The organism is Klebsiella sp. CD33, from assembly GCF_051992865.1.
Lineage (GTDB): Bacteria > Pseudomonadota > Gammaproteobacteria > Enterobacterales > Enterobacteriaceae > Klebsiella > Klebsiella pneumoniae.
Genome location: NZ_CP197023.1, coordinates 1,142,546 through 1,166,820, shown reverse-complemented (window position 1 = coordinate 1,166,820; position 24,275 = coordinate 1,142,546). Strand labels below are relative to the sequence as shown.

23 protein-coding genes are annotated in these 24,275 nt (G+C 59.9%); 15 read left to right on the top strand and 8 right to left on the bottom strand.

Annotated elements, in window-relative coordinates:
- The first annotated feature begins 84 nt into the window (after window positions 1–84).
- From speB to ACR809_RS05780, 9 genes are all read left to right on the top strand, one after another.
- Window positions 85–1,035, top strand: a complete 951-nt coding sequence (gene speB, locus ACR809_RS05820) for an agmatinase (RefSeq protein ID WP_004145693.1) — start codon at window positions 85–87, stop codon at window positions 1,033–1,035.
- A 10-nt stretch (window positions 1,036–1,045) separates the two neighbouring features.
- The gene (locus ACR809_RS05815; protein WP_004145694.1) at window positions 1,046–1,909 is read left to right on the top strand and encodes a sugar phosphate isomerase/epimerase family protein; all 864 of its coding nucleotides are present in this window, start codon (window positions 1,046–1,048) and stop codon (window positions 1,907–1,909) included.
- Entirely contained in the window at window positions 1,906–2,973 is a 1,068-nt protein-coding gene (locus ACR809_RS05810; protein ID WP_064145158.1) for an isopenicillin N synthase family dioxygenase, read from the top strand. Before ACR809_RS05815 ends, ACR809_RS05810 begins: the two co-directional genes overlap by 4 nt.
- A gap of 19 nt (window positions 2,974–2,992) precedes the next feature.
- Complete coding sequence (locus ACR809_RS05805; RefSeq protein WP_019704833.1) at window positions 2,993–3,796, top strand: ABC transporter substrate-binding protein; 804 nt, start codon at window positions 2,993–2,995, stop codon at window positions 3,794–3,796.
- A 30-nt stretch (window positions 3,797–3,826) separates the two neighbouring features.
- Window positions 3,827–5,347 (top strand): amino acid ABC transporter permease/ATP-binding protein, encoded by a 1,521-nt coding sequence (locus ACR809_RS05800; RefSeq protein WP_004151026.1) that lies wholly within the window; start codon window positions 3,827–3,829, stop codon window positions 5,345–5,347.
- A complete protein-coding gene (locus ACR809_RS05795; RefSeq protein WP_004180964.1) occupies window positions 5,348–6,076 on the top strand; it encodes a class II aldolase/adducin family protein in 729 nt (242 codons plus the stop codon).
- A gap of 5 nt (window positions 6,077–6,081) precedes the next feature.
- A complete protein-coding gene (locus ACR809_RS05790) occupies window positions 6,082–7,014 on the top strand; it encodes a 2-hydroxyacid dehydrogenase (protein WP_094326627.1) in 933 nt (310 codons plus the stop codon).
- A 60-nt stretch (window positions 7,015–7,074) separates the two neighbouring features.
- Window positions 7,075–7,869, top strand: coding sequence for an SDR family NAD(P)-dependent oxidoreductase (locus ACR809_RS05785; protein ID WP_004180966.1), 795 nt, complete (start codon window positions 7,075–7,077; stop codon window positions 7,867–7,869).
- Between the two features lie 155 nt (window positions 7,870–8,024).
- Complete coding sequence (locus ACR809_RS05780; protein ID WP_023282923.1) at window positions 8,025–8,645, top strand: hypothetical protein; 621 nt, start codon at window positions 8,025–8,027, stop codon at window positions 8,643–8,645.
- 55 nt (window positions 8,646–8,700) lie between these two features.
- Here the strand turns inward: ACR809_RS05780 and ACR809_RS05775 are convergent, their stop codons facing one another.
- A complete protein-coding gene (locus tag ACR809_RS05775; RefSeq protein ID WP_042937537.1) occupies window positions 8,701–9,549 on the bottom strand; it encodes a transporter substrate-binding domain-containing protein in 849 nt (282 codons plus the stop codon).
- A gap of 450 nt (window positions 9,550–9,999) precedes the next feature.
- Here ACR809_RS05775 and ACR809_RS05770 point away from each other — a divergent pair, with 450 nt between their 5' ends.
- Window positions 10,000–10,551, top strand: coding sequence for a fimbrial protein (locus ACR809_RS05770; RefSeq protein ID WP_102097970.1), 552 nt, complete (start codon window positions 10,000–10,002; stop codon window positions 10,549–10,551).
- Between the two features lie 42 nt (window positions 10,552–10,593).
- Window positions 10,594–11,283: a fimbrial biogenesis chaperone gene (locus tag ACR809_RS05765; protein WP_023282925.1), complete on the top strand. Its 690-nt coding sequence runs from the start codon at window positions 10,594–10,596 to the stop codon at window positions 11,281–11,283.
- On the opposite strand, the gene ACR809_RS05760 is transcribed toward ACR809_RS05765, so the two are convergent.
- From ACR809_RS05760 to exaC, 5 genes are all read right to left on the bottom strand, one after another.
- On the bottom strand, window positions 11,280–12,374 hold the full coding sequence (locus tag ACR809_RS05760; protein ID WP_016532246.1) for a fimbrial protein: 1,095 nt from the start codon (window positions 12,372–12,374) through the stop codon (window positions 11,280–11,282). The genes ACR809_RS05765 and ACR809_RS05760 overlap by 4 nt on opposite strands.
- Window positions 12,375–12,381: 7 nt before the next feature.
- Window positions 12,382–14,937, bottom strand: coding sequence for a fimbria/pilus outer membrane usher protein (locus ACR809_RS05755; protein WP_050503298.1), 2,556 nt, complete (start codon window positions 14,935–14,937; stop codon window positions 12,382–12,384).
- A 36-nt stretch (window positions 14,938–14,973) separates the two neighbouring features.
- A complete protein-coding gene (locus ACR809_RS05750; protein ID WP_094326631.1) occupies window positions 14,974–15,636 on the bottom strand; it encodes a fimbrial biogenesis chaperone in 663 nt (220 codons plus the stop codon).
- Between the two features lie 194 nt (window positions 15,637–15,830).
- A complete protein-coding gene (locus ACR809_RS05745) occupies window positions 15,831–16,412 on the bottom strand; it encodes a fimbrial protein (RefSeq protein WP_004145710.1) in 582 nt (193 codons plus the stop codon).
- A gap of 701 nt (window positions 16,413–17,113) precedes the next feature.
- Window positions 17,114–18,634 (bottom strand): acetaldehyde dehydrogenase ExaC, encoded by a 1,521-nt coding sequence (exaC, locus tag ACR809_RS05740; RefSeq protein ID WP_004174747.1) that lies wholly within the window; start codon window positions 18,632–18,634, stop codon window positions 17,114–17,116.
- 263 nt (window positions 18,635–18,897) lie between these two features.
- Between exaC and ACR809_RS05735 the strand changes: the two genes are divergently transcribed.
- A complete protein-coding gene (locus tag ACR809_RS05735) occupies window positions 18,898–20,685 on the top strand; it encodes a sigma-54-dependent Fis family transcriptional regulator (protein ID WP_004151036.1) in 1,788 nt (595 codons plus the stop codon).
- An 82-nt stretch (window positions 20,686–20,767) separates the two neighbouring features.
- Here the strand turns inward: ACR809_RS05735 and ACR809_RS05730 are convergent, their stop codons facing one another.
- Window positions 20,768–21,676 (bottom strand): LysR family transcriptional regulator, encoded by a 909-nt coding sequence (locus tag ACR809_RS05730; RefSeq protein WP_004149434.1) that lies wholly within the window; start codon window positions 21,674–21,676, stop codon window positions 20,768–20,770.
- Window positions 21,677–21,779: 103 nt separating this feature from the next.
- Here ACR809_RS05730 and ACR809_RS05725 point away from each other — a divergent pair, with 103 nt between their 5' ends.
- The 3 genes from ACR809_RS05725 to ACR809_RS05715 all read left to right on the top strand — a co-directional run bounded on the left by ACR809_RS05725 (window position 21,780) and on the right by ACR809_RS05715 (window position 23,313).
- Window positions 21,780–22,385: an FMN-dependent NADH-azoreductase gene (locus ACR809_RS05725; RefSeq protein WP_004174743.1), complete on the top strand. Its 606-nt coding sequence runs from the start codon at window positions 21,780–21,782 to the stop codon at window positions 22,383–22,385.
- Between the two features lie 75 nt (window positions 22,386–22,460).
- Window positions 22,461–22,760 carry an ArsR/SmtB family transcription factor gene (locus ACR809_RS05720; RefSeq protein WP_002914277.1) on the top strand — a complete coding sequence of 100 codons (300 nt, stop codon included), beginning with the start codon at window positions 22,461–22,463 and terminating at the stop codon, window positions 22,758–22,760.
- A 7-nt stretch (window positions 22,761–22,767) separates the two neighbouring features.
- The gene (locus ACR809_RS05715; RefSeq protein WP_023280443.1) at window positions 22,768–23,313 is read left to right on the top strand and encodes a rhodanese family protein; all 546 of its coding nucleotides are present in this window, start codon (window positions 22,768–22,770) and stop codon (window positions 23,311–23,313) included.
- Here ACR809_RS05715 and lpxO read toward each other — a convergent pair.
- The gene (gene lpxO / locus ACR809_RS05710) at window positions 23,294–24,196 is read right to left on the bottom strand and encodes a lipid A hydroxylase LpxO (RefSeq protein WP_122051098.1); all 903 of its coding nucleotides are present in this window, start codon (window positions 24,194–24,196) and stop codon (window positions 23,294–23,296) included. The genes ACR809_RS05715 and lpxO overlap by 20 nt on opposite strands.
- Window positions 24,197–24,275: the final 79 nt, after the last annotated feature.

Genomic DNA, 24,275 nt, shown 5'->3' with positions numbered 1-24,275 from the left:
ATTTACGCCAGACGATGTAAAGTCCAGCGCGGGTTGCGCACTATCTCTCCTGTTACGTTTCATCCGTCAGATTCAGGAGCAGACATGGATAACCTCTTTCACCAACCGCAGGGTGGCAATGAGATGCCACGCTTCGCCGGACGCGCCACAATGATGCGCCTGCCGTTTATCGAAGATTTACAGGGACTTGACGCGGCATTTGTCGGCATTCCGCTGGATATCGGCACCTCGCAGCGCTCGGGCACGCGCTACGGACCACGCTATATTCGCGCCGAATCGGTGATGATCCGTCCGTACAATATGGCGACCGGCGCCGCGCCGTTCGACTCGCTGTCGGTGGCTGATATCGGCGATGTGCCGATCAATACCTACAGCCTGCTCAAATCGGTGCAAATTATCGAAGATTACTACACCGGTTTGAATAGTTATCCGCTGATCCCGCTGACCCTCGGCGGGGACCACACCATTACCCTGCCGATCCTGCGGGCGCTGACCAAAAAACATGGTCCGGTGGGCCTCATCCACGTCGACGCCCATACCGACACCAATGATGAGATGTTCGGAGAGAAAATCGCCCACGGCACCACCTTCCGCCGCGCCGTAGAGGAGGGACTGCTCGACCTCAAACGGGTGGTGCAGATTGGCCAGCGCGCCCAGGGCTATGCCGCCGGCGACTTCCAGTGGGGCGTTGACCAGGGCTTTCGCCTGGTGCAGGCGGAGCAGTGCTGGCATACCTCGCTGGCGCCGCTGATGGCCGAAGTCCGCCAGCAGATGGGCGACGGGCCGGTGTATCTCAGCTTTGATATCGATAGCCTCGATCCCATCTGGGCTCCAGGAACCGGGACGCCGGAAGTTGGCGGTCTGACCTCCATTCAGGCGCTGGAGATCGTCCGCGGCTGCCGCGGCCTGAATCTGATTGGCGCCGATCTGGTCGAGGTCTCGCCCCCCTACGACGTGAGCGGTAATACCTCCCAGCTGGCGGCCAACCTGCTGTACGAGATGCTCTGCGTCCTGCCCGGCGTGAAGTACGCCTGAGGAAGCCGCCATGGAGCTGAAATGCTTTCGCACCCTCTGGGGAGTGACGACCCCCTGGCCGCAAACGCTGGATGAACTGCAGCGCGTCGGCTGCTGCGGCATCGAAGCCCGCGTGCCGTTAACGGTGGCCGAGCGGCGGCAGCTCGCCGACCGCCTGCAGGCGTCGGGGCTGGAGTATATCGCCATTCTTTTCAGCGGCGGCGGGGTGCTCCCCGCCCAGCATGAAACGCCCGAGCAGCATCTGGCGCGCCTGCAGACCCGCTTCGCCGAGGCCAGCAGCCTCAACCCGCGCTTTGTCAATTTGCTGGCGGGCAACGATCGCTGGCCGCTGGCGCAGCAGGTCGATTTTCTCGGCAAGGCGCATGAGCTGGCAGCCGGGTTTGGTTTGACCTGCAGCTTTGAAACCCATCGCGCCACCTCGCTGTACAGCCCGTGGCTCACCCTGGAGATCATTCAGCAGCTCCCCCAGCTGCGCTTTACCGCCGACATCAGCCACTGGGTGGTGGTCAGCGAGCGCCTGCTGGATGACCCCAGCGATGACTTCAGCGCCTTTATCGACCGCGTGCATCACGTGCAGGCTCGGGTGGGCTACGACCAGGGGCCGCAGGTGCCGCACCCGGCGGCGCCTGAGTATCAGCCGGCGCTGGCTTTTGCCGAGCGCTTCTGGCAGCAAATCTGGCGTTCGCAGCGCCAGCGCGGCTACCCGCAGACCACGCTGACCCCGGAGTTTGGCGCCGACGGCTATCTGCACCATCTGCCGTTCACCAACGTTCCGGTGGCCGATCTCTGGTCGCTCAACGCCTGGATGGCCACGCGCCAGCAGGCCCACTTTCAGCAGTTTTTATCGCTCACTGAACAGGAACCGCAGCCATGACCGCCGTGAAGCACGCTTTTACTGAACTCCCGACCATCGATATCCGCGATCTGGCCGGCGATGACCTCGCCAGGCGTCAGGCGGTGGCAGACGCCATCGGCCGCGCGGCGCGCGAGGTGGGCTTTTTCTACATCACCGGCCACGGTATCGACCCGGCGCTGATCGCCGGCGTCCGCGAGGCGGCGAAGCAGATCTTCGCCCTGCCGATGGAGGAGAAGATGAACTATTACATCGGCCACTCCAAAAGCCATAAGGGCTACGTTCCGGAAGGAGAAGAGATCTACGGCTCCGGCAAGCCGGACCATAAAGAGGCTTTCGATATCGGCTTCCAGGCAGCGGATGACCATCCGCTGGTGCTCGCCGGTACGCCGCTGATCGGTGCCAACGAGTGGCCCGATCTGCCGGATTTCCGCGCGCGGGTGCTGGCCTACTACGACGCGGTTTTCGCCCTCGGCCACCGTCTGTTCGACGCTTTCGCCCTCGCGCTCGGCCTGCCGGAAGGTTATTTCAAACCGATGGTGAACTGCCCGCCGGCTAAGCTGCGGCTGATCCATTACCCGTTCGACGCCAGCGTCGAAGATGTTCCCGGAATTGGTGCACACACCGACTATGAGTGCTTCACCCTGCTGCTCGCCGACCAGCCCGGCCTTGAAGTTCTCAATGAAGAAAGCGTGTGGATCGATGCACCTCCCGTCAAAAACGCCGCAGGAGAAGAGGCGTTCGTGATCAATATCGGCGACATGCTGGAAGTGCTCAGCGCTGGCACATTTGTTGCTACAGCCCACCGGGTGCGCAAAGTGCCGCAGGAGCGGTACTCCTTCCCGCTGTTTTTCGCCTGCGATTACCACACGCTGATCCGCCCGCTGCCGACCTTTCTCGCCGCCGGCGAAGCCGGTGAATATCAGGAGCTCAGCATCGGGGAGCATATGTGGAGCCAGGCGCTGCAAACCTATCGCTACCTGCGCGAGAAGGTCAATCGCGGTGAACTTCAGCTACCGGAGCGCGCGCGCGGCACCAATACGTTTGGCCATTTGAAAAAACAGGCTCAGCAAAAAAACCCCTAACCACCCGTGAGGATCCATGATGACTAGCACCTTGAAAAAAATCTCGCGCCGTGTCGCGCTTACCCTCGCCGTCAGCGCCTGTTTCTCCCCTGTCACCCAGGCGGCGGAACTGCTGACCGAGGGTGTCTTTAAGGTGGGGATGGAGGTCACCTACCCGCCGTTTGAGTCTTATGACAGCAATAACAATATCGTCGGTCTCGACCCGGAGTTTGCCGCACTGATCGCCCAACATCTGCAGGCCAAACCGCAGCTGATCGACACCAAGTTCACCAGCCTGATCCTCGGCATCGGCAAGAAATATGACGCGGTGATCTCCGGGATGTACGTGACGCCGGAGCGCCAGAAACAGGCCGACGCCATCCCTTACGCCCTCTCCGGCGCGTCGATCATCGCCCTGAAGGGCGGCGCGGTGCAGCCGAAAACCGAAGATGAGCTGTGCGGTGTGAAGGTCGGTCTGCAGGCGGGCACCACCTGGGTGACCAGCCTGAAAAAACACTCCGATGAGTGGTGCCTGAAAAACGGCAAACCGGCCATCACCATTCAGGAGTTCCCGACGGCGCCGGAAGCCTCGCAGGCGCTGCTGTCGAAGAACATCGGCGCTCAGCTTGAGATTGCCCCGGCGGCGCAGATCATCGTCGACAAGAGCCGCGGCCGCCTGGCGATAAGCTCTACGCGCCTGGTCTACCCGCTGCCGCTGGGGATCTACGTCGCCAAAGGCAACACCGAGCTGGCGGAGGCGATCAAGGCCACCCTGGCCACGCTGAAGGCCAACGGCCAATATGCCGCGTTGATCAAAAAATACAACTTAGAAAGCATCGATTAAGACAATAAGCACTGCGCAACAGGAGTCAGTATGGCGTTCGATTGGGGATACTTTTTTTCATTGTTTAGCATTGGGGCATTCTGGCAGGCGTGCGTGACCGTCATCGTAATCAGCACCTTGTCCTGGGGGATCGGCCTGGTGGTCGGTTTTCTGTTAGCCTGCGCGAAGCTCTCGGCGCCGCGCTGGGTCAAGATCCCCGTCGAACTCTATATCTGGTTTTTTCGCAGCGTGCCGCTGATGGTGCTGCTGGTGTTTGTCTACAACCTGCCGCAGCTGTTTCCGGTGACCCAGCCGCTGCTCGGGGTGCCGTTTATCGCCGGGCTGGTGTCGATGACCGTCACCGAGGCGGCCTATATGGCGGAGATCCACCGCGGCGGGCTGCTGTCGGTGGCCAAGGGGCAGAGCGAGGCAGGCCATGCGCTGAGCTTCAGCTTTATCGGCATCCAGCGGCTGATTGTGATCCCTCAGGCGTTTCGCATCTCGCTGCCGACGCTGATCAATGAATACATCACCATCATTAAGCTGAGCTCGATTCTGTCGGTGGTCTCCTTACCCGAGCTGCTGCTCACCGGCCAGCGCTTGTATGCGCAGAATTTCCTTGTGATGGAGACCCTGCTGGCGGTAGCGGTGTACTACGTGATGGTGGTTACCGTCTTCACCTGGCTGTTCCGGGCGCTGGAAAATCGTCTCGATATTCAGCGTAAGCGTCCGCAAACCCTCAGCGAGGCGGAATGCCAGGCGCTGCGCCAGAGCCTGCCGGCGCTGAGCGAAGAGAGCAACACCCCGGCCGTCAACGGCGCGCCGCCGGCGCTCGATCTGCGGGGCATTCGCAAATCCTGGGGGCAGCATGAGGTGCTGAAAGGCATCGATCTGCAGGTGGAGAACGGGGAGGTGATCAGCATCATCGGCCCGTCCGGCTCCGGCAAAACCACCCTGATCCGCACCATCAACGCCCTCGAAAGCCTTGATGGCGGGGAGATCATTCTCTACGGCGAGGACTATCTTAAGGGCGGAGCTATCGTCGACAAACGCCAGATGCGCGCCGGGGTACGGCGCATCGGCATGGTCTTCCAGAGCTTCAACCTGTTCCCCCACCGCACGGTGCTCGACAACGTGATGCTGGCCCCGCGCTATCACCAGCTGCTGGACCAGCCGGTCGCCCGCGAGCAGGCCCTGGCGCTGCTCGACCGCGTCGGCCTGCTGGCCCATGCCCACAAGTACCCCGGACAGCTCTCCGGCGGCCAGCAGCAGCGCGTGGCGATCGCCCGGGCGCTGGCGCTCAAGCCGGACATTATGCTGTTTGACGAACCGACCTCGGCGCTGGATCCCGAGCTGGTAGGCGAAGTGCTGAAGGTCATTCAGTCGCTGGCCCGCGAAGGCATGACCATGCTGATTGTCACTCACGAGATGGACTTCGCCCTGTCGATTTCCGACCGCGTGGTGCTGATGGAGAACGGCGTGGTGCAGGCCGATATCGCCCCGCAGGTGATCCGCAGCCCGCTGGAGGCGCCTTCTCTGCAACGAATCCGTGAATTTATGGGAGTACGCTAAATGGCAACTGAGCAACACCTGCGCCAGCAGCTGGCCGCCGCCTACCGGCTGGCGGCGCTGTTCGGCTGGGAGGATACCCTCTACACCCACTTCTCCGTGCGCCTGCCCGGCGACGGCGAGCCGCGTTTTTTAATTAATCCCTTCGGCATGATGTTTGACGAAGTCACCGCCAGCAACCTGATCGTAGTGGATATGCAGGGCAAGGTCGTAGCGGGCGACGCGCCGGCTAACTCGGCGGGCTTTACCATCCACAGCGCGGTGCATATGGCCCGGGAAGACGCCCACTGCGTGATCCACACCCATACGCTGCCGGGGATGGCGGTGGCCGCCTGCGAGGATGGCCTGCTGCAGCTCAACCAGATCAGCACCGAGTTTTACCAGCGCGTCGGCTACCATCCCTATGAAGGGGTGGCCTTTGACCTCGACGAACGGGCGCGCATCCAGCGCTCGCTGGGGAATAATATCGCTATGATCCTGCAGAGCCACGGCCTGCTGTCGGTGGGCCGCACCGTGGCTGACGCCTTTTATATCATGTACTACCTGAACCGCGCCTGCGAGATCCAGATGGCCGCCGCCCAGCTGGCGGCCCTCAGCCCGATCCACACCATCGCCCCGCACCTTAGCCAGCACGCCTGCGAGCAGCTGATGGGCGTGGAGCATGAACGTCAACAGGTCTGGCAGGCGTGGCTGCGCCGTCTTGACCGTCTCGATACCTCTTACAAAGACTAACGCCTATGTCTGATATCACTATCGTGGTGGATTGTAACGACGCGGATTTCGCCCGCGATATCTGCGCCGCCCTGCAGCAGTTTCCCGACGTCACGGCGCTTCTGCCCCATCACCAGGCGGCGCGCGACGCCCAGTACGCCAGCTGCTGGTTCCCGGACCCGCAGCTGTTGACCCGTTCGCCGGGGCTGAAGCTGATCCAGGCCGCGTCCGCCGGGGTCGATCATCTGCCGCCCGCGCTGTTCGCCAGCGAGATCCCGCTGTGCCGGGTGATCGATGAAGATTTTCGCCACGGCATGTTCGAATATGCCCTGTGGAGCGTCCTGTGGTTTCAGCGCCATTTCGACCGGGCGCTGGCCCACCAGCGGACCCAAGCCTGGAAGCTCTATCCCCAGCGCGCCGCCGCCGACTTCCATATCGGCATTATGGGGCTCGGCGAAATTGGCGGCTATATCGCCGACCAGCTGGCCCGCCTCGGCTATCGGGTCTCCGGCTGGTCGCGCAGTGAAAAGCAGCTGGCTGGCGTCATCTGCTATCGCGGCGAGGAGGCGCTCGACCACTTTCTTGGGTCGCTTGACGGGCTGATTAACCTCCTGCCGCTCACCGCGCAGACCCGAGGTATCCTCGCCGCGCCGCTGTTCAGCAGGCTTCCCGCCGGAGCGGTGTTAATCAACTGCGGCCGCGGAGAGCATATGGTCAATGACGATGTGCTGGCGGCGCTGGAGAGCGGCCAGCTCGCCGGGGCGGTGCTCGACGTCTTCCCGCAGGAGCCATTGCCGGCGGACGATCCGCTGTGGCGCCATCCGCAGGTGGTCATCACCCCACATATGGCCTCTGCGGCCTCTGCCGAGGTGATCGCCCGCCAGCTGCTGGAGAACATTCAGCGCCAGCGCCGCGGGCTGCCGCTGAAAAACCTGGTCAATAAGCACGCCGGTTACTGATCCCCGGCTATATCGCCGCTGCTACGCTTAATAGGAGATCCACAACCAGAAGGCATGAACATGAAGATTGATTTAGCGGGAAAGGTCGCGCTGGTCACCGCCTCCACGGCGGGTATTGGCTTCGCCATCGCCAAAGGCCTGGCGGAGAGCGGCGCAGAGGTCATCCTTAACGGGCGCAGCGAGCAGAGCGTGAACGCCGCGATCGCCCGGCTGCAAAATGAGGTGCCGGGCGCGAAGGCGCGCCCCGCCATCGCCGACCTCAGCGACGCCGACGGCGCAGCGCAGCTGCTGCGGGCGGTGACCGGTGTCGATATTCTGGTCAATAACGCCGGGATCTATGGCCCGCAGGATTTCTACGCCACCGACGACGCGACCTGGGACAACTACTGGCAGACCAACGTCATGTCCGGCGTACGCCTGTCGCGGGGGCTGCTCCCGGCGATGGTCAGTAAAGGCTGGGGGCGGGTGGTGTTTATCTCCTCAGAATCGGCGCGCAATATCCCGGCGGACATGATCCACTATGGCGTCACCAAGACCGCGCAGCTGTCGCTGGCCCGCGGCCTGGCGAAATATGTCGCCGGCAGCGGAGTGACCGTTAACAGCGTACTGCCAGGGCCGACGATTTCCGACGGCTTTGCCGAGATGCTGAAAGACGACGTGGCGAAAACCGGCCAGTCGCTGGAGGAACTGGCGAAAGCGTTTGTCATGACCCATCGTCCGAGCTCGGTGATCCAGCGGGCGGCCTCGGTGGCAGAGGTCGCCAATATGGTGGTCTACGTCTGCTCGCCGCAGGCGTCAGCCACCTCCGGCGCCGCGCTGCGCGTCGACGGCGGCGTGGTGGATGATATTCTCTGAATCCCCTTTATGCAGGGGAGCCCCCTCCCCTGCCGCCTTCCCGGGCGCTAAAAAGCGCAAAATGTTAAAAAACAGCCGCAAAGTCGCACAAAGTGAACAGGAACATGTATTCCCAGAACTTATGATATTTGTTTTAAGCATAAGTTGTGGTGTTAATGTCTCTGTTACGAAGCTTGCTTTTCTTTTTCGGCGCGGCGGTCGCGGCCGCCCTCGCGGTACTCTGCCTGTGGGTGGATATTCGGGTGTTTGGCAACGACATCCCGGAGGTGTCGCTCACCGAAGTGGTCCAGGAGAGCGTGCTGGCCGTTATCGTGCTGGTTCATCTGCTGCTGGCGCGGAAATATGCCCACTTGCGCTATAGCAATATCCTCATCGGCGGCTTCTTTCTCGCCATGCTGATCCGTGAGCTGGATGGCCTGTTTGATTTACTCTCCCACGGCAGCTGGGTGTGGTTTGCCCTGCTGGCCACCGCGGGGTCGCTGCTGTTGCCGCTGCGCCATCTGCGTCAGACCCTGTCGCAGCTGGCGGAGTATACCCGCACCCCGTATTACGGGATAATGATTAGCGGCCTGCTGGCGATTCTGGTCTTCTCGCGGCTGTTTGGCATGCACGGCCTGTGGTACGCCGTGCTGGAAGAGAACTACGCCCGGGTGGTAAAAAATACGGTCGAGGAAGGCAGCGAGTCGTTTGGCTATATGCTGTGTCTGACCGCCACCCTCGGCTACGCCTGCTACTTTCGCGGTCTGGCGCGACAGGCGCTGTCGCCGCAGCGCTAACCGTGGACGATAGCCACCGCCGGACATATCTGCCGGTGGTGGCGCGCCGCCGCGGTTAACCGCGAATTTTCCACTTCCGTTTGAGAACCTCTTTGTCCTGGCTATCCAGCCACTGGTTCACTTTCTCCAGTAGCGCCGGGTTATCTTTACTCATCATATACACCTTGTTGCTGGCGGTACCGGCGAACGGCGTTTCGTTAGCAACGCAGAACACGCCGGGCTCTTTGCTCTGGTAATAGTCGCCTTCAATCAGATCGGTCACCATCATATCGGCCGTTTTCTGCCGCAGCGCCTGCAGGTTATCGACATTGTTCTGCACGCGAATAATTTGCGCCTGCTTGATGTGTTCATCGACAAAGCTCTGGTTTGTGCCGCCAGGGTTGACGATCACTTTCACGTCCGGACGGTCAATTTTTTCCAGCGAACCGAGCTGCGGGGCGGCCTGGCAGTTGGCTAAGGCGATTTTTCCGTTCGCCACCACCGGATGGCTGAGGGCGAAGGCTTGCGCCCGCGCCGGGGTCTCGGTAACCCCACCCATCGCAATATCAAACTTGTCCGCCTGCAGATCGGCGGCGAGCGCGGGCCAGCTGGTGTAGACGAAGCTCACCTTGAGTCCGAGCGTGCGCCCGAGATCGCGGGCCATGTCCACGTCATAGCCCTGCAGTTCGCCGGCGGCATTGCGAAACGCCAGCGGCGCGTAATCGCCCGGCACGCCCACCTTCAGTTCACCGCTGTGCTCGATGGATTGCATATCGCGCGCCTGGGCGCCGCAGGTCATAATCGCCAGCGTCAGCGCCAGCCCCACCGTCAGTCTCATTTCGCCATCCTTAAAGTTATCGTTTTTCATGCCAGAGTGACCGGCCGCATCAGTCACAGTATCCGCAGTGCGAGCCAGGGCATTCATCCTATTTTTAAACACCGGGACATACAACCCGACGGCGCGGTTGCCGATCGCAAATCTGGCGATAAAACACAGCCCCATCCGGTGAATGATCCCTCATCCGCCGGGCATAGCCTTACGTGAACGATCGTATTTTACACAATGAAGCGGGTTCGTTCGCTTGGCAAAAAAGAGCAATAAGCTATTTATAACACACTGATATAAAACAGAAAATTTTTTTATTGAGAGTTATTTGGCATTCAACTCGCGTCAATAACCGTCTTATTTACGCCGCAATTCCCCCGCGCTACTATCCTGACAAAAGCAGCCCATAAATAACAAGCCAGTTTATTTCCAGGCATTAATAAATTAGTCAGTTAAATGAATAAATAAAAAAACATACCTGGCGTAAATAAGACTCATCAAAATAACGGCCCTGGCGCCAGCTTTACGGGCAATAGAGAAGGAAAGAAAATGAAAATAATCACGCTGTGTCTGGCGACGGTCTTTGCCGGACTGGCCGCCGGCTCTGCACTCGCGGCAGAGGGCAAGCTGAATTTCATCGGCAAGGTCGTGAACGCCTCCTGCAAGCTCGAAGGGGTGAGCGACAGCGGGGTCATCGGCGTCAGTATGGGCGCTATTCCGCTGTCGAGACTGAAAAACAGTCAGTCTGGGACCGGGCCGGCGGTCGGCATCGACATTCGCGTTAAAGATTGTGAGAAAGGCACTTACTATATTGTGGTTGACGGCCCCTCGCCTGCCGGCACGCCTGAAAACCGCGTGCTGGCGCTCGACGGCAGCGGCAAGCCGGCCAGCAACGTAGGTATTCTGCTCACGGACCGCACGGGCACCCCACTCAGCCTCGATGAGCGCCTTGATCCGCAACACGATCCTCGCATAGAGATCTCGGTGGACGGCGGCTCCGGAACCTTCAGGCTGAACGCCTTCTATTACACCTGGGATAAAGCCCACATGGTTCCTGGCGACGGCAACGCGACGGCCCGGTTTACCATTATGCAGGAATAGCTTTCCGGTCAGGGATGAAACGTCGACGTAAAGGAAGCGATCATGAAAACTCAGGTGGCTGTTTTGCTCAGCGCATTGGCCTTTCAGGCCTGCGCCGGGATAACCATTAATGCCTCACGGGTGATCTATTCAGGAAAAGACAAAGTCGCCAGCCTGAATATCAATAACCGCAGCAGCACCCCCTATAAAGTGCAGATCTGGCTGGATGCCGGGCTCAATGCCTCGCGCGTCGGCCTGCCGATGGTGGCGACGCCGCCGCTGGTCTATTTATCGCCGCAGCAATCCGCCCAACTGCGCTTTATCTATCTCGGCAGCGGGCTGCCCGACGATCGGGAAAGCCTGTTCTGGGTCAATATCCAGGAGACGCCGCCGACCGCCGGCGGCAATCATACGCTGCAATTTGTCGTCCGCACCCGTCTGAAGCTGTTTTATCGTCCACCCACCATCGCCACCACCCTCGTCAAAGAGGTGCAAAAGCTGCAGTGGCAGCAGAGCGGCAATAACCTGCGCTTGACGAACTCAGGCCCACTTCATATCACCCTGGTCAACGGGGCGCTGATCGATAATAAAGGCCACCTCTCGCCGATAAGAAACGTGATGCTCCGGCCCTACAGCAGCCATACCGTAATGACCACCGACAGCGCTCGCCTGTACCAGTTGAACTATATCGACGACTACGGCGCGGTAGTGCCGATCCCGCTGCAGGGCAGTCTGCCCACGGGGCCAGGCTAGTTATACTCCAGGGCGAAGGTCACCATGCTGTTGGCCGTGCCCGCCGCCACGGTGGCGTCGGTTTGCACATACTGCGCGTTAAAATTGATAGCCTCGGCGGTCCCGGCGCTGGCGCCGGTCACCCTTTTCAGGATCGGCAAGTTGCTGGCCTCATTGATCTTAACGCTGGTGCCGTCGGGCACTGCCGCACCGGGGTTATTGCCGTAGGTCAGCTTCACGCCGACGCCGCTGGCGCTGTTGCTGGCCTGGCTCAGGGCCAGGGTATCGCTCTCCACGCTGACGCCGAAAAAGCCGATGCGCACGTCGGTCGGCGTCGGACAGAAGACCGGAATCGAAAAGCGCTTCGCCTGGCCGCCGGTAGTCCCTTTGCCATGAAACTCCCCCCGGTTAACCGTACCCAGACTGACCTGGATCGTCGATGTCGCTACCTGGCAGCTGCCGCTGCTGCCAATGTCCACATTCAGGGCGGCGATATCGATGCTGACCGGCGCGCTGGCGACAAAGCTGGCGCTTGCGCTGGTCTGCTGTTCAATGGTCATCTCCCCCACCTGCGGCAGCGGCGGCGAGTTGGTATGCGTCCCGTCCGCCAGTTGCACCGTTCCGGTTTTATAGAAGGTTACCGCAATCCTCACCGTGGTTTGCTGCTGCGTCATCAGCGCCGGGAGCGTCGCACTGTCGCATATCACCACCGACTCGCCGCCGGCGGAGTGGCTGCCATCGATGGCACGCATCGGGCCGCCGGCGCACTGGAAGCTGAGGGCGTAACCAATGCCGTCGATAGCGCTGGGGTAGACATGCTGTCCGTTAATCACCATCGGCGAGCCGCCGGTTTTCAGCTGCTTATAGACGATGCGTTTGGCGCTCGCCGTCGGCAGCTGCAGGTCGCAGGAAAAAGGGATCCCGCTGCCGTTATCCGCCATCGCGCTGGTCATCTGGGTATTGACCGGCAGCGTGGGTAAATACTTGATATTAGGAATATTGACCGTGGTCTGGCCGATATTTGCGCGGCAGGTTTCAGCCCGCACGCCGGGAAGATAGGCGCTCAGCCCCAGCAGAAAGAGGAAAGGAAGTAGACGAAAAACAGATTTCATAGCCGCCTCAGCGTGTCTGGCACAGTCCGGAGACGGTTTTCACCGTATTCAGACTCTGCTGTGGGTTATCCGGAAGATGAAAATGCAGCGTGCAGCTCTGCGACTGGTTGTTGACGATCCAACTCACCGCCAGGGTTCCCTCCTGCGGCACACCGCTGAGATACACCTGGCCGCCGTCGGCCACCATGCCGCCCGGCGGATTGCCGCTCTCCTCCTCCTCGACCAGCCGCGCACTGGCGCCAAACGGTAGCGGCCCCTGGGCATTGCGCAGGGTAAACAGCACCCGGTTGCCAATGTGGGTCTGGTAGTTGGCCATCACCACCGCGCCGCCGCCGGGGATCACGGTCTGCCCCTGCTGGTCGACGTCGGTGTCGTCGGCCATCGACTCCGTATCGAGGGTAATGACATTTTTCCGGTAGGCGGTCAGAGAGGGCACCACGGCATAGCCGCGCCAGTCGGTGTGCACATTGTTGCCGTTTTGCACCGCCACGCCGGCGGCCCCCGGCGCCCGGACGATGGCGAAGCTCTCACCCACCGTCTGGCCGAAGGTGACGCCGTGCGGATGCGCGACCACCGAGCCGGCGCCTCCCCAGGTCAACTGGTTGCTGGCGGCGTCATGGCGATAGCCGATCTGGGCGTTGCCGAAGCCGCCGTGGTAGTCCAGGGAGGCGCTGCTGTTGCTGCCTCGTCCCTGGTTGCCATAACCTTGCTGAACCGAGTAGAACAGATTTGGCCGCGTCGGCACCGCGCCATACAGCGACATCTGCTGCGAGGTATAGCCATTGCTGTCCGAGGTGGTGTTGTAGCTCACCGCGCTGTCGGACAGCGGACCACCCAGCGGAATATTGATATTGAATGACCAGGAGCGGTCATTTTTTTGCTGGCCGCTGGCGCGGGTGTAGTAATAGCCCACGCCCCAGGAGATCCCTTTCCAGGCGCTGTAGAACCCAAGGTGCACCGTCTCATCCCGACTCTGCCGATGCCAGTACTCCTGCGACCAGGCGGAAACCGCCAGACTGCCCAGGCCACCAAGGCTTTGCGACACCGACAGCTCTTCCCGGCGACGCCGGTTGTCTACTTGCCCCTGGGCGCTTTCAAGGGCGCTGGCTTCGGCAAAATCGTAATAGCCGCTTGACGAGTAGCGATAGCTGGCGAGGCTGAACGCAGTGCCCGAGCTGACAAAATTTTTCTGATACTGAGCGCGCAGCGAATGGCCCGTATAGCGCTTGCCCGACGGCGTACGGGTGACGGCCTGGGTGACATCCCCTCCCAGCGATCCGAACTCGCCAAAACCGCGGCCCAGGCCCAGCGCCCACGCCTGATAGTCCCGGGCCAGCTGCGTACCACCGTAGAGGGTGAATCCCGCCGTCAAACCGTAGAACAAAGTGCCCTGCAGAAATTCCGGCGAGCGCACCGACTCCCCCCCGGAGTGGTAGCGGCCGGCGCTGAGACTGAATTTGCCGCGCCCTTCGCGCAGCATATATGGCACCGCGGAATAGGGCTGGGTAAAGGTACGCACCGCGCCATTGCTCTCGGTCACCTTCACCTCCAGATCGCCGCTCTGCGAGGTGGGGTAGAGATCGCTGATGGCGAATGCCCCCGGTGACACAAAGGTCTCGTAGATCACATACCCGTGCTGAGAGACGGTCACTTTGGCATTGCTGTGCGCCACGCCACGAATAGTGGGGGCAAAGCCGCGCTGGCTGTCCGGGAGCATTTCATCGTCAGACATCAGCTGGACGCCGCGAAACTGTATGCTGTCAAACACATCGCCGGTGGTGTAGGTATCGCCGATCCGCAGCAAGCTCTTCAGCGAGCGGACATCGCGCTGCAGCCAGGTGCTCTGGGTATCCCAGTGCCGGCGCTGCTGGTCATACTGCATTGAGGAGATGTTGCGCAGTCGCCAGGCGCCCAGGTTGAGGCCGCTGCGTAAATTGAGATAGTTTGAGCGGCTGCTCTCCCCTTCGTCGGCGTTCTTTATTTGCGCGCCGGAAAAATAGTAATCGACAAACGCGGCCGGCACGCCATCGTCCCAGCGCGACGGATCGACATAGCCGCGGCTTTGCACGTTCATCGCCGCCTGGGGAATACTCAGCGTCAGGCGCTGGTTAGCGAAGCTGAACCGACTGCTGGCGTCGGGAATAAACTTCTCGATCCGGGTGAAGGTTTCGCCTTCATGCAGCGCTTGAAAGGCGGGAAACGCGCTGACGTTGACGCCATACTCCGCCAGCTGACCGGGCGTCAGCACCGGGCGCAGCTGCCCGCCATCGTCAACAAACGTGATATCAGCCTGACCCAGCTCCTGGTCATTAACCACCACGGTGACAGGATAAGTCCCCGGCTGCTGGCCGCCGGGTTTGGCGAAGTAGTGCAGATCGGAGGTTTGCTGCTGCGGGTCAGCAAACTCCAGCGCCGCCGGGTCAAAATAGTCGTCGGCCATCGCCCGGCCCAACGGACTGAGACAAAACATCATCGTCGGCACCGTCGCCAGCGCCACCGCCCGCCCGGCGGTAACGGGCAACAAGGCATACTCCCGCACCCTGGCTGTTGTTATTCTTTTCATGCTGGCGCCGTCCGGTAAGCTCATCAAAAAGGGGAATTACTGCTGGGCGAAATCGCTGACGCCGCCGTAGTCGTTAATCGCCCGCCATTTGACGGTGCCGTGCCCGTTCACCGGCCACGTTTTCTCGCCGAAGGGAGCCACCATGCCGGGATCGTCGATGCTTTGCCCGCCCACTTCGACGGCGTAAAAAGAGACGAAGTAGGGAGTGGGATTTATCACCGTCAGCCGACCGCCGGACTGGCTAAACTTCAGCTGCTGCCAGGCCTTTGCCGGGTCGCCCTCCAGGTCGTTGGGGCGATAGAAGATTTTGAATTTCGATTTAATATTCACCTGCAGCTTATTCACCTCGCCCTGAGGCGTCGGGGCGATACTTTTGACGTTCAGCCAGAAGACCGATTCACGGTCGCGGGGCAGCGAGGCGCCAATAAAGTTAATCCGCAGAACGTTATTTTGCTCCGGATCGAGACGGAACAAGGGCGGCGTTACAATGAAGGGCACCCTGGCCTTATCGTTTTCCGCGTAATTTTCCACCCACGACTGCACCAGATAGGGCGTATGGGTATCGGCATTGGTGACTGAAATAGCGGCTTCACGCTTCCCTTCCTGATAAATCACACGGGTTCCACCCATGACAATACCGGCCTGCGCTGCCGTGGTGCACAGCAGAAAAGCCGCAACGGCAATTATTTTCTTCATCATGACTTACCATCAGGTAAAAGTTGAACAGACAACAAAATAAAGCAGTGAATAACAGAGCCAGTACTCGACGGGATAATTAGCAAAAACAACTATACCGTCACGAATATATTTCGTGACTTCATGACAATTAACACATTAGCTATCTGTAATTAATCAAGACGCAGTGGGCTGACTCTGAATAACGCGCAATTAGATCAGTTATAAATCATATTGAAATTAGCTGTACCGTCGGCTTTACCTGCCGTCACGGTCGCCGCGGTGGAGATATAGTCGGCGTAAAACTCGAGGTCGGCAGAGCCGGTGCCGCCGCTGGTACCCGGAGTGACCGTCTGTTTGGCTGACGTTTTACCGAGGCTGACAGCCGTCGACCGATCGTGCTCATACAGCTTAATCGCTACGCCGCTGGCGCCGCCGTTGATGGCCAGCAGGGAGTTATCAGACTGATCGCGCGCGCCGTCAAACAGCACGGCGACCGTAGTCACGCTGGCCGGGCAATCTTTCACTTTGATATGGAAGGGGGTTTTGGTGGTTTCAAAACCAGTGCCGGTAAAATAGTTGCTGGCCCATTTGCCCAGATCAACCTTCTGGCCATTAGAACTACTATCGACGTTGCAAGAGCTGTCGGTGATTGACCCATTGAAGATGACCTGCCCGCCGGCGCCTTCCGAACTGGTGCCCGAGTCAGGATTGATAGTGTTGGCCGCGGTAGCCTGCAAGGCTACGCCAGAAAGCAGCGCTCCTATGAGGATGGTTATAAAGCGAGGTTGTTTTTTCATTATTTATCTCATCGTTAACGAACATATTTTCCATCATCGACAATAGCCCTAAAGCTATCACGAAACGGCTCGTCAGCTCCTCCCTGTAAATGTACGTTGCGTTCCTTCCGCAGGATATTAGGCACATCCCCCTCTACTCTGCCTTATTTCGCCAATAGATGGCCATGAATAACAAACAGAAGAAAAAAGAGTTATTTTGATGTGCGAAATAAATATATTACCCGAAGTATCAAAAGGCAATCCGGGAAGATGTTAACTATAAGTTAATAGCTATACTCGCCATATATTTAATTTTTGAAATGGCTTTTCAATGTTAATTTACATATCTATACAAAAGAAATTCAAATACCTTTAAACAACAACAGATCAATTCAATTAACAAACTTAAAGACAATTGTTCAAAAATTCGTCTTGTTTTATTGTGCGCTCGTCAGAGCGTACACAAAAATTAGGAATTTTCCTGGTATTAATATTCATAATTTCTACACAAACGACGCCAGGGTGCGCCACCTCCACCCGCTAATCCCTTATTATGGAAGTGTTTTTATTTTCAAGTGAAAGCCAATACATAAGTGACATAAATACATGGGCGCTGCCGCCGGCAAAATAACCACCCTCTTCGAATGGTTATTTTGAAGTTAAAAAAAATCCGCAACCCGAATGGATTGCGGACTGAGGATCGGTCAGAAATGAGATGGACTTCAGAACAGGCCCAGCGGCGCGGTGCCGTAGCTCACCAGCAGGTTTTTGGTTTGCTGATAGGCATCCAGCGCCATCTTGTGCGTTTCCCGCCCGACGCCGGACTGTTTATAGCCGCCGAACGCCGCATGCGCCGGGTAGACATGATAGCAGTTGGTCCACACGCGACCGGCTTTAATGCCGCGACCCATGCGATAGGCGAGGTTGGTATCCCGCGTCCACACCCCGGCGCCGAGACCAAACTGGGTCTCATTGGCGATAGCCAGCGCTTCCGCTTCGTCCTTAAAGGTGGTCACCCCGATCACCGGCCCAAAGATCTCCTCCTGGAAGGAGCGCATATCGTTGCGACCTTTAATCAGCGTAGGCTGAATATAAAAGCCATTATCCAGCGCCGGCGCGATAGCCGCCCGCTCGCCTCCGGTCAGAATTTGCCCACCCTCTTCCCGGGCAATCTGAATATAGGAGAGGATCTTGTCGAACTGCTGGCGGGAAGCCTGAGCGCCGATCATGGTGTCGGTATCTAACGGATCGCCGCGGCGGATCTGCGCCACCTTCTCCATGACCCGTGCCATAAAGGGCTCATAGATGGACTCATGGATCAGCGCCCGCGACGGGCAGGTACAGACCTCACCCTGGTTGAAGAAGCCGAGCACCAGCCCCTCCACCGCCTTCTCAATAAATTCCTCTTCTCCGTCCATCACGTCGGCGAAGTAGATGTTGGGCGATTTCCCCCCCAGCTCGACGGTGCAGGGGATAATATTTTCCGCCGCGCAGGCGAGAATATGCCGCCCGACCGGCGTGGAGCCGGTAAACGCCAGCTTGGCGATACGCTTGCTGGTGGCCAGCGCCTCGCCCGCCTCTTTGCCGAAACCCTGCACCACGTTAAGCACCCCGGCCGGGAACAGATCGCCGATCAGCTCCAGCAGCAGGGTAATGCTTAGCGGCGTCTGTTCCGCCGGTTTGAGCACCACGCAGTTCCCCGCCGCCAGGGCCGGGGCCAGCTTCCACGCGGCCATCAGCAGCGGGAAGTTCCACGGGATAATCTGTCCGACCACCCCCAGCGGTTCATGGAAATGATAGGCCACCGTGGTTTCGTCAATTTCGGCGGTACTACCCTCCTGGGCGCGCAGGCAGCCGGCGAAGTAGCGAAAATGATCCACCGCCAGCGGCAGGTCAGCATTCAGGGTTTCGCGGATCGGTTTCCCATTGTCCCAGCTCTCCGCCACCGCCAGATATTCCAGATGCTGTTCAATACGATCGGCGACCTGTAGCAGCAGCCTGGAGCGCTGTTGCACTGAGGTTTTACCCCACGCCGGCGCCGCGCGATGGGCGGCGTCGAGGGCGAAGTCAATGTCTCTGGCATCCGAGCGGGGAAACTGCGCAATGTTGCTGCCGTCGACCGGCGAAGTATTCATAAAGAATTCACCGCTCAGCGGCTCGACAAATCTACCGTCAATAAAGTTGCCGTAAGCCGATTTAAATGAAACCACGGCGCCGGGCTGGCCAGGATGTGCATAACGCATCGCAAATCTCCTTCTGTAGGGTTGAGACGCAGCGGCATATTGATTTTTTAAGTTTGCCGCCGAACGCTTCTCACTTTGCAGGGGTTATGCCAGTTTTTTATTTTCTTTAAATATTTTTATTTATTAATACGTTGCCTTCACTAACCGAGCAGATGGTCAGCCACTGTCGCACGGGTTTCCACTTATGTGTTGCAAATCGCAACACCAAATAAACCAAATGGCTACAATATTGCAACACAGCAACATCGACCCAGAGGTGCCCTGTGGCAGGCAATCCCTTTCTTCTCGCACCAGAGGTTAATGCGAATCCCCTGCTGAGCGATTCGTGGTCTCGCTGCCAGCGCTACGGGCTGGATCCCGCCACCGAGGATTTTCCCCGCCTCGGCGCCGGCGAGCTGGCGGACCGGCTCGCCAGCCACCGCGGCCTGCAGCAGCTGGCGCAGCCGGTGGTGGAAGCCCTGTCGCGCCAGGTCGCAGACCTGCAGTCGGTGGTGATCCTTTCCGACCCCGACGGCCTGGTGCTGCATACTCTCGGCGATACCCAGGCGCTGCAAAAGGCCCAGCGCGTGGCGCTGGCTCCCGGCAATCTGTGGAGTGAAAGCGGGCGCGGGACCAACGCCATCGGCACCGCGCTGGCGATTGACGATGGCTGCGAGATCGATGGCCGTCAGCACTTTCTTACCCGCAACCAGAATCTGTACTGCGCAGCGATGCCGCTCCAGCGACCGGACGGAAGCATCGCCGGGGTGCTGGATATCTCCGGCCCGGCGAATTTTCCCCACCAGCACACCTTTGGCTGGGTAAAAGCGGCGGCAAAGCAAATTGAATATCTGTGGGTGAAACAGAGTCTGCATCCTGAGCAGTGGCTGATGAGCCTGCACCGGCAGGTGGACAAACTCGACAGCGTCGAGGAGCTGCTGCTGGTCTTTTCCGACAACGTCCTCACCGCCGGCAACCGGCTGGCGATGCGCGAGTTCGGCCTGAGCGCGGCGCAGTTTGGCCAGCTCACCTTTGCCTCGCTTTTTCCGACGCTGACGCAAACGGCGGTCAGCGTCCCGCTGCCGCTGACCACGCCGCAGGGCCGCTACCACTATCGCCTGCGGGAGCCCACCCGCCGCCGGGTGGCGGTAAGCGCCCCGCCGGCCATGCATCTCCCCTTTACCAGTCCGCGCGAAGGCGAAAAGCTGCTGCGGCTGCTCAACGCCGGCATCGCCCTGTGCATTGAAGGAGAAACCGGCAGCGGCAAAGAGTATGTCAGCCGCACGTTGCACCGGCACAGCCGCTGGCGCAGCGGTAAATTTGTCGCCATTAACTGCGCCGCCATTCCGGAATCGCTGATCGAATCCGAGCTCTTCGGCTACCAGCCGGGGGCGTTTACCGGCGCCAGCAAAAATGGCTATATCGGTAAAATCCGCGAGGCTGACGGCGGGGTGCTGTTTCTTGATGAGATCGGCGATATGCCGCTGGCGCTGCAGACCCGCCTCCTGCGCGTCCTGCAGGAGAAAGAGGTCGCTCCGCTGGGCGCCAGCCGCAGCGTGCCGGTGAATTTCGCCTTGATCTGCGCCACCCACCGCAACCTGACCCAGCGGGTCAGCGCCGGAGAATTCCGTGAAGATCTGCTGTGGCGCCTGCGGGAATACGCCCTGGCGCTGCCTCCGCTGCGCGAGTGGCCGGCGCTGGAAACCTTTATCGCCACCCTGTGGCACGACCTGGGCGGTGCTTCACGCCGGGTGACGCTTTCAAACGCGCTGCTGGTTCACCTCAGCCAGCTGCCGTGGCCGGGAAACGTACGCCAGCTGCAGAGCGTCCTGAAGGTAATGCTGGCTCTCGCCGATGAGGGCGACACGCTGACGCCCGACGCGCTGCCGGAGGCGTATCGCGCCGCGCCTGCGCCGTTGCCGCGCGGGGGATTGCAGGCCCATGATGAGCAGTTGATTGTCGATACCCTGGCCAGGGTCAACGGCAACGTCAGCCGGGCGGCGCAGATACTGGGTATCGCCCGCAGCACGTTGTACCGCCGTGCCGCCCGTGCCGGACGGCCTCGTCGCTGAGGCTATGGCGTAAAGCGCGCCGGTAGCTTGCACGCTGTCGGAAAACCTCCGCCGCCATAGATGGCGGTTATTTCTCTCTGCGCTAACCAGGTGTTGCGGTAAGAGGCAGCCCTTCCCGCAGGGCATCGATCGCCGCCCGCGTTTTTTGCGGCAGCCACGGCCCCTCCGGCCATACCGCGTGGATGGCGAAACGCACCTGAGCGCTGGGCGCCAACACCTGCTGCAATGTCCCATCGGCAAGCGCCTGCGCCACCAGCCAGTCCGGCAGCCAGGCGATGCCCATCCCCTGCTGCACTGCCGCCGCGATGGCGGCAAAATCATCCTGTATCAGCCACGTCTGCGGACTGAAGCGCACGTCGCCCTGCTGCGGGTCATACAGTTGCCATTTTTGCAGCTGGCCGTTGTGCAGATAGCCGAGGGTACGGTGCTCGTTCAACCCGGCAATAGTCTGCGGCGCTGGCTGCTGGCGCAGGTACTCCGCCGCCGCGCACAGCACCATGCCGTGCTCTCCCAGCGCCCGGGCCCGCAGCGACCCGGTATCGGCCAGGCTCCCGATACGCACCGCAAGATCAAACCCCTCCTCCAGCAGATTGACCTGCCGGTCGCTGTAGTGGAGCTCGAGCTTCAGTAACGGATAGCGCTGGCTGAGGCGGAACAGCAGCGGTGCCACGCAGCGCTGGCCAAACAGCACCGGCAGCGACACCCGCAGCCGCCCCTGCACCTCATCTTTGCCGCGCTGCAGCGTCTCTTCGGCCTCGCGGATGCGCTCCAGCGCTTCCCGGCACTGGAGATAGAATTGCTCCCCCTCTTCCGTCAGCAGTTGCCGTCGGGTGGTACGCTGGAATAACGCCACGCCGAGACGCGCTTCCAGCCGGGCAATGGTTTTTCCCACCGCCGAACGCGTCACATGGAGGATCGCCGCCGCGCTGGCAAAGTTGCCGCTCTCGACCACGGTGACAAATACCGGGATCGCATTCAGATCGTCGCGCACAGATTGGTTCCTTACGGGATACAATAGGGAAAAATAATGTCACTCCTGAGACAAAAAAGACAGTGTTAGTCTTTGCTTCTATCTTTCATTTGAGGCACTCATCATGGCTAACGTTCTGGTTTTAAAATCCAGCATTAATGGCGAAACATCCCTCACCAATCAGTTGATTAACGAATTTCTCGCGGCGCGCCAGGCGGCGGGACACGGCGATCGGCTCATCGAACACGATCTCAGCGCCATGGCGCTGCCAACGCTGGATCGCCCCCTGTTCGCCGCCCTGCGCGGGGCAGTGGATCCGCAGCCTGCTATCCGCGAGGCGGTCGCCCTCTCCGACCAGCTTATCGCCGAGTTAAAGGCCAGCGACCTGCTGGTGATCGGCGCGCCGATGTATAACCTCAACGTCCCGACCGATCTAAAAAAATGGTTCGACCTCGTGGCGCGGGCGCGGGAAACCTTTCGCTACACCGAGAGCTGGCCGCAGGGGCTGGTGGAGGGCGTCCGGGCGGTGGTCGTCAGCAGCCGCGGCGGTATTCACCAGGGAGAAACTACCGATGCCGTCACGCCCTATCTGCGCGCGGTACTGGGGCTGATGGGGATCCAGGAGGTGGAATTTATCTATGCCGAAGGGCTGGACAATCGCCCGCATGGTCGCGACGCCGGGATCGCCAGCGCCCGGGCGCAGATTGCCCGGCTCGCCGTTCCGGCCTGAGTCGTGAAGAAATTGTGCTGGCGCTGGCGGCCTTTTTATTTTAGAGTTATCTAAATTTAGACAAAGCTAAAATAAATGACCACACCTGAAGACCTGCAGGCCCGCGCCGGAGAAGCCGCCGCGCTGATGAAAGCGATGAGCAATCCTCACCGATTGCTGATCCTGTGCATGCTGTGCGATGCGCCCAGGGCCAGCGCCGGCGAACTCGCCCGGGCTACAGGGCTGAGCCCCTCCGCCACCTCGCAACACCTCGCGCGGATGCGTGACGAGGGGCTGATCGACAGCGAGCGCGACGCCCAGCGTATCCACTATTTCATTACTCACCCTGCGGTACAGCAGGTGATCAATACGCTGAAAACGCTCTATTGCCCGTGAGGATCCTATGACCATCGCCACCTTAACTCCCGCCGAGGCCCAGGCGCAGATTGCCCAGGGCGCCAGACTGATTGATATCCGCGATGCGGATGAATATGCGCGCGAACATATCCCCGATGCCGAGCTGGTGCCGCTCGCCACTCTGACCAGCGGTGCGCCCCTCAATGCCCGGGCCGGAGAGACGGTCATCTTTCACTGCCAGGCGGGTTCCCGGACGCAGAATAATGCGATTCGTCTGGCCGCGGCCGCCGCGCCGGCGCAGGCCTGCCTGCTGGCAGGAGGAATTCAGGCGTGGAAAGCCGCGGGGTTGCCGGTAGTGGAAGATTCATCACAGCCGCTGCCGCAGATGCGCCAGGTGCAAATTGCCGCTGGCGTCCTGATTTTACTGGGGGTGCTGCTGGGCTATACCGTTAACGGCGGCTTTTTCCTGCTCAGCGGCGCGGTCGGCGCCGGGCTCACCTTCGCCGGCGTAACCGGCTTTTGCGGCATGGCGCGTCTGCTGGCGACCATGCCGTGGAACCGGCGCCAGGGGGTTAAAACGCGCTCCAGATAAGCCAGGCAATGCCGCCGAAGAGCAACCATTTGACGATGTAATAGACCGTCTTATTCCATTTTTTCAACCGCTTACCAACAATACGGATCTGGTAAATATAGCGAAACGCCCGGTTAATCCCGCCGGTGCGATCGCCGATATCGTTGGGCGCCGAAGCGGCGCTCATCAGATGGCGTCCCAGCCAGTGGTTAACTTTCTGCGCCCAGCGGTAGCGCATCAGCCGTTCAATATCGCAGAACAGAATCAGGCGATTCTCACCACTGGTATTTTCCGCATAGTGGATATAGGTCTCGTCAAACAGCACGCCTTCTCCATCGCGCCAGCTGTAACGCTGGCCATCCACCTCGATAAAGCAGCGGTCATCGTTCGGCGTTGCCAGGCCCAGATGAAAGCGTAGCGAGCCGGCGTAGGGGTCGCGATGGCGCGGCAGACGGCTACCGTCCGGCAGAGTGGCAAACATGGCCGCTTTCACCGACGGGATATCGCGCAGCAGCGCGGTAGTTTGCGGACAGAGCTGGCTGGCGGAAGGATGGGCATCCTCATACCATTTCAGATAAAAGCGTTTCCAGCCGGTTTTGAAAAATGAGTTAAACCCGGCATCGTTATATTTATCGGCCGCTTTAATCTGCTCCAGTTGCTGAAGGTGGAGACCTTCGTCGCGAATAACCTGCCAGTTTTGCTGCAATATCGCCAGCTCGGGAAACATCTCCGGCCGCAGATAAGGCGTATTCGGCACGCGGGAAAATAAATACATAAATCCATTCAGCGGCGCGGTAAATGTGGAATGGTCGGAGAGCTGCCGCCAGAAACGATAGCGCACCCGTCCGCGGTAATGGACATACAGTACAGCAATAACAATGATCAACAGAATGATATACTTCATGGTGTCTTTCCTGACCTGATTGGTGGTAACCCTACCCTCGCCGTCCCCCTTTCTCAGCAGCGGTATGGCGCCAGCAAAA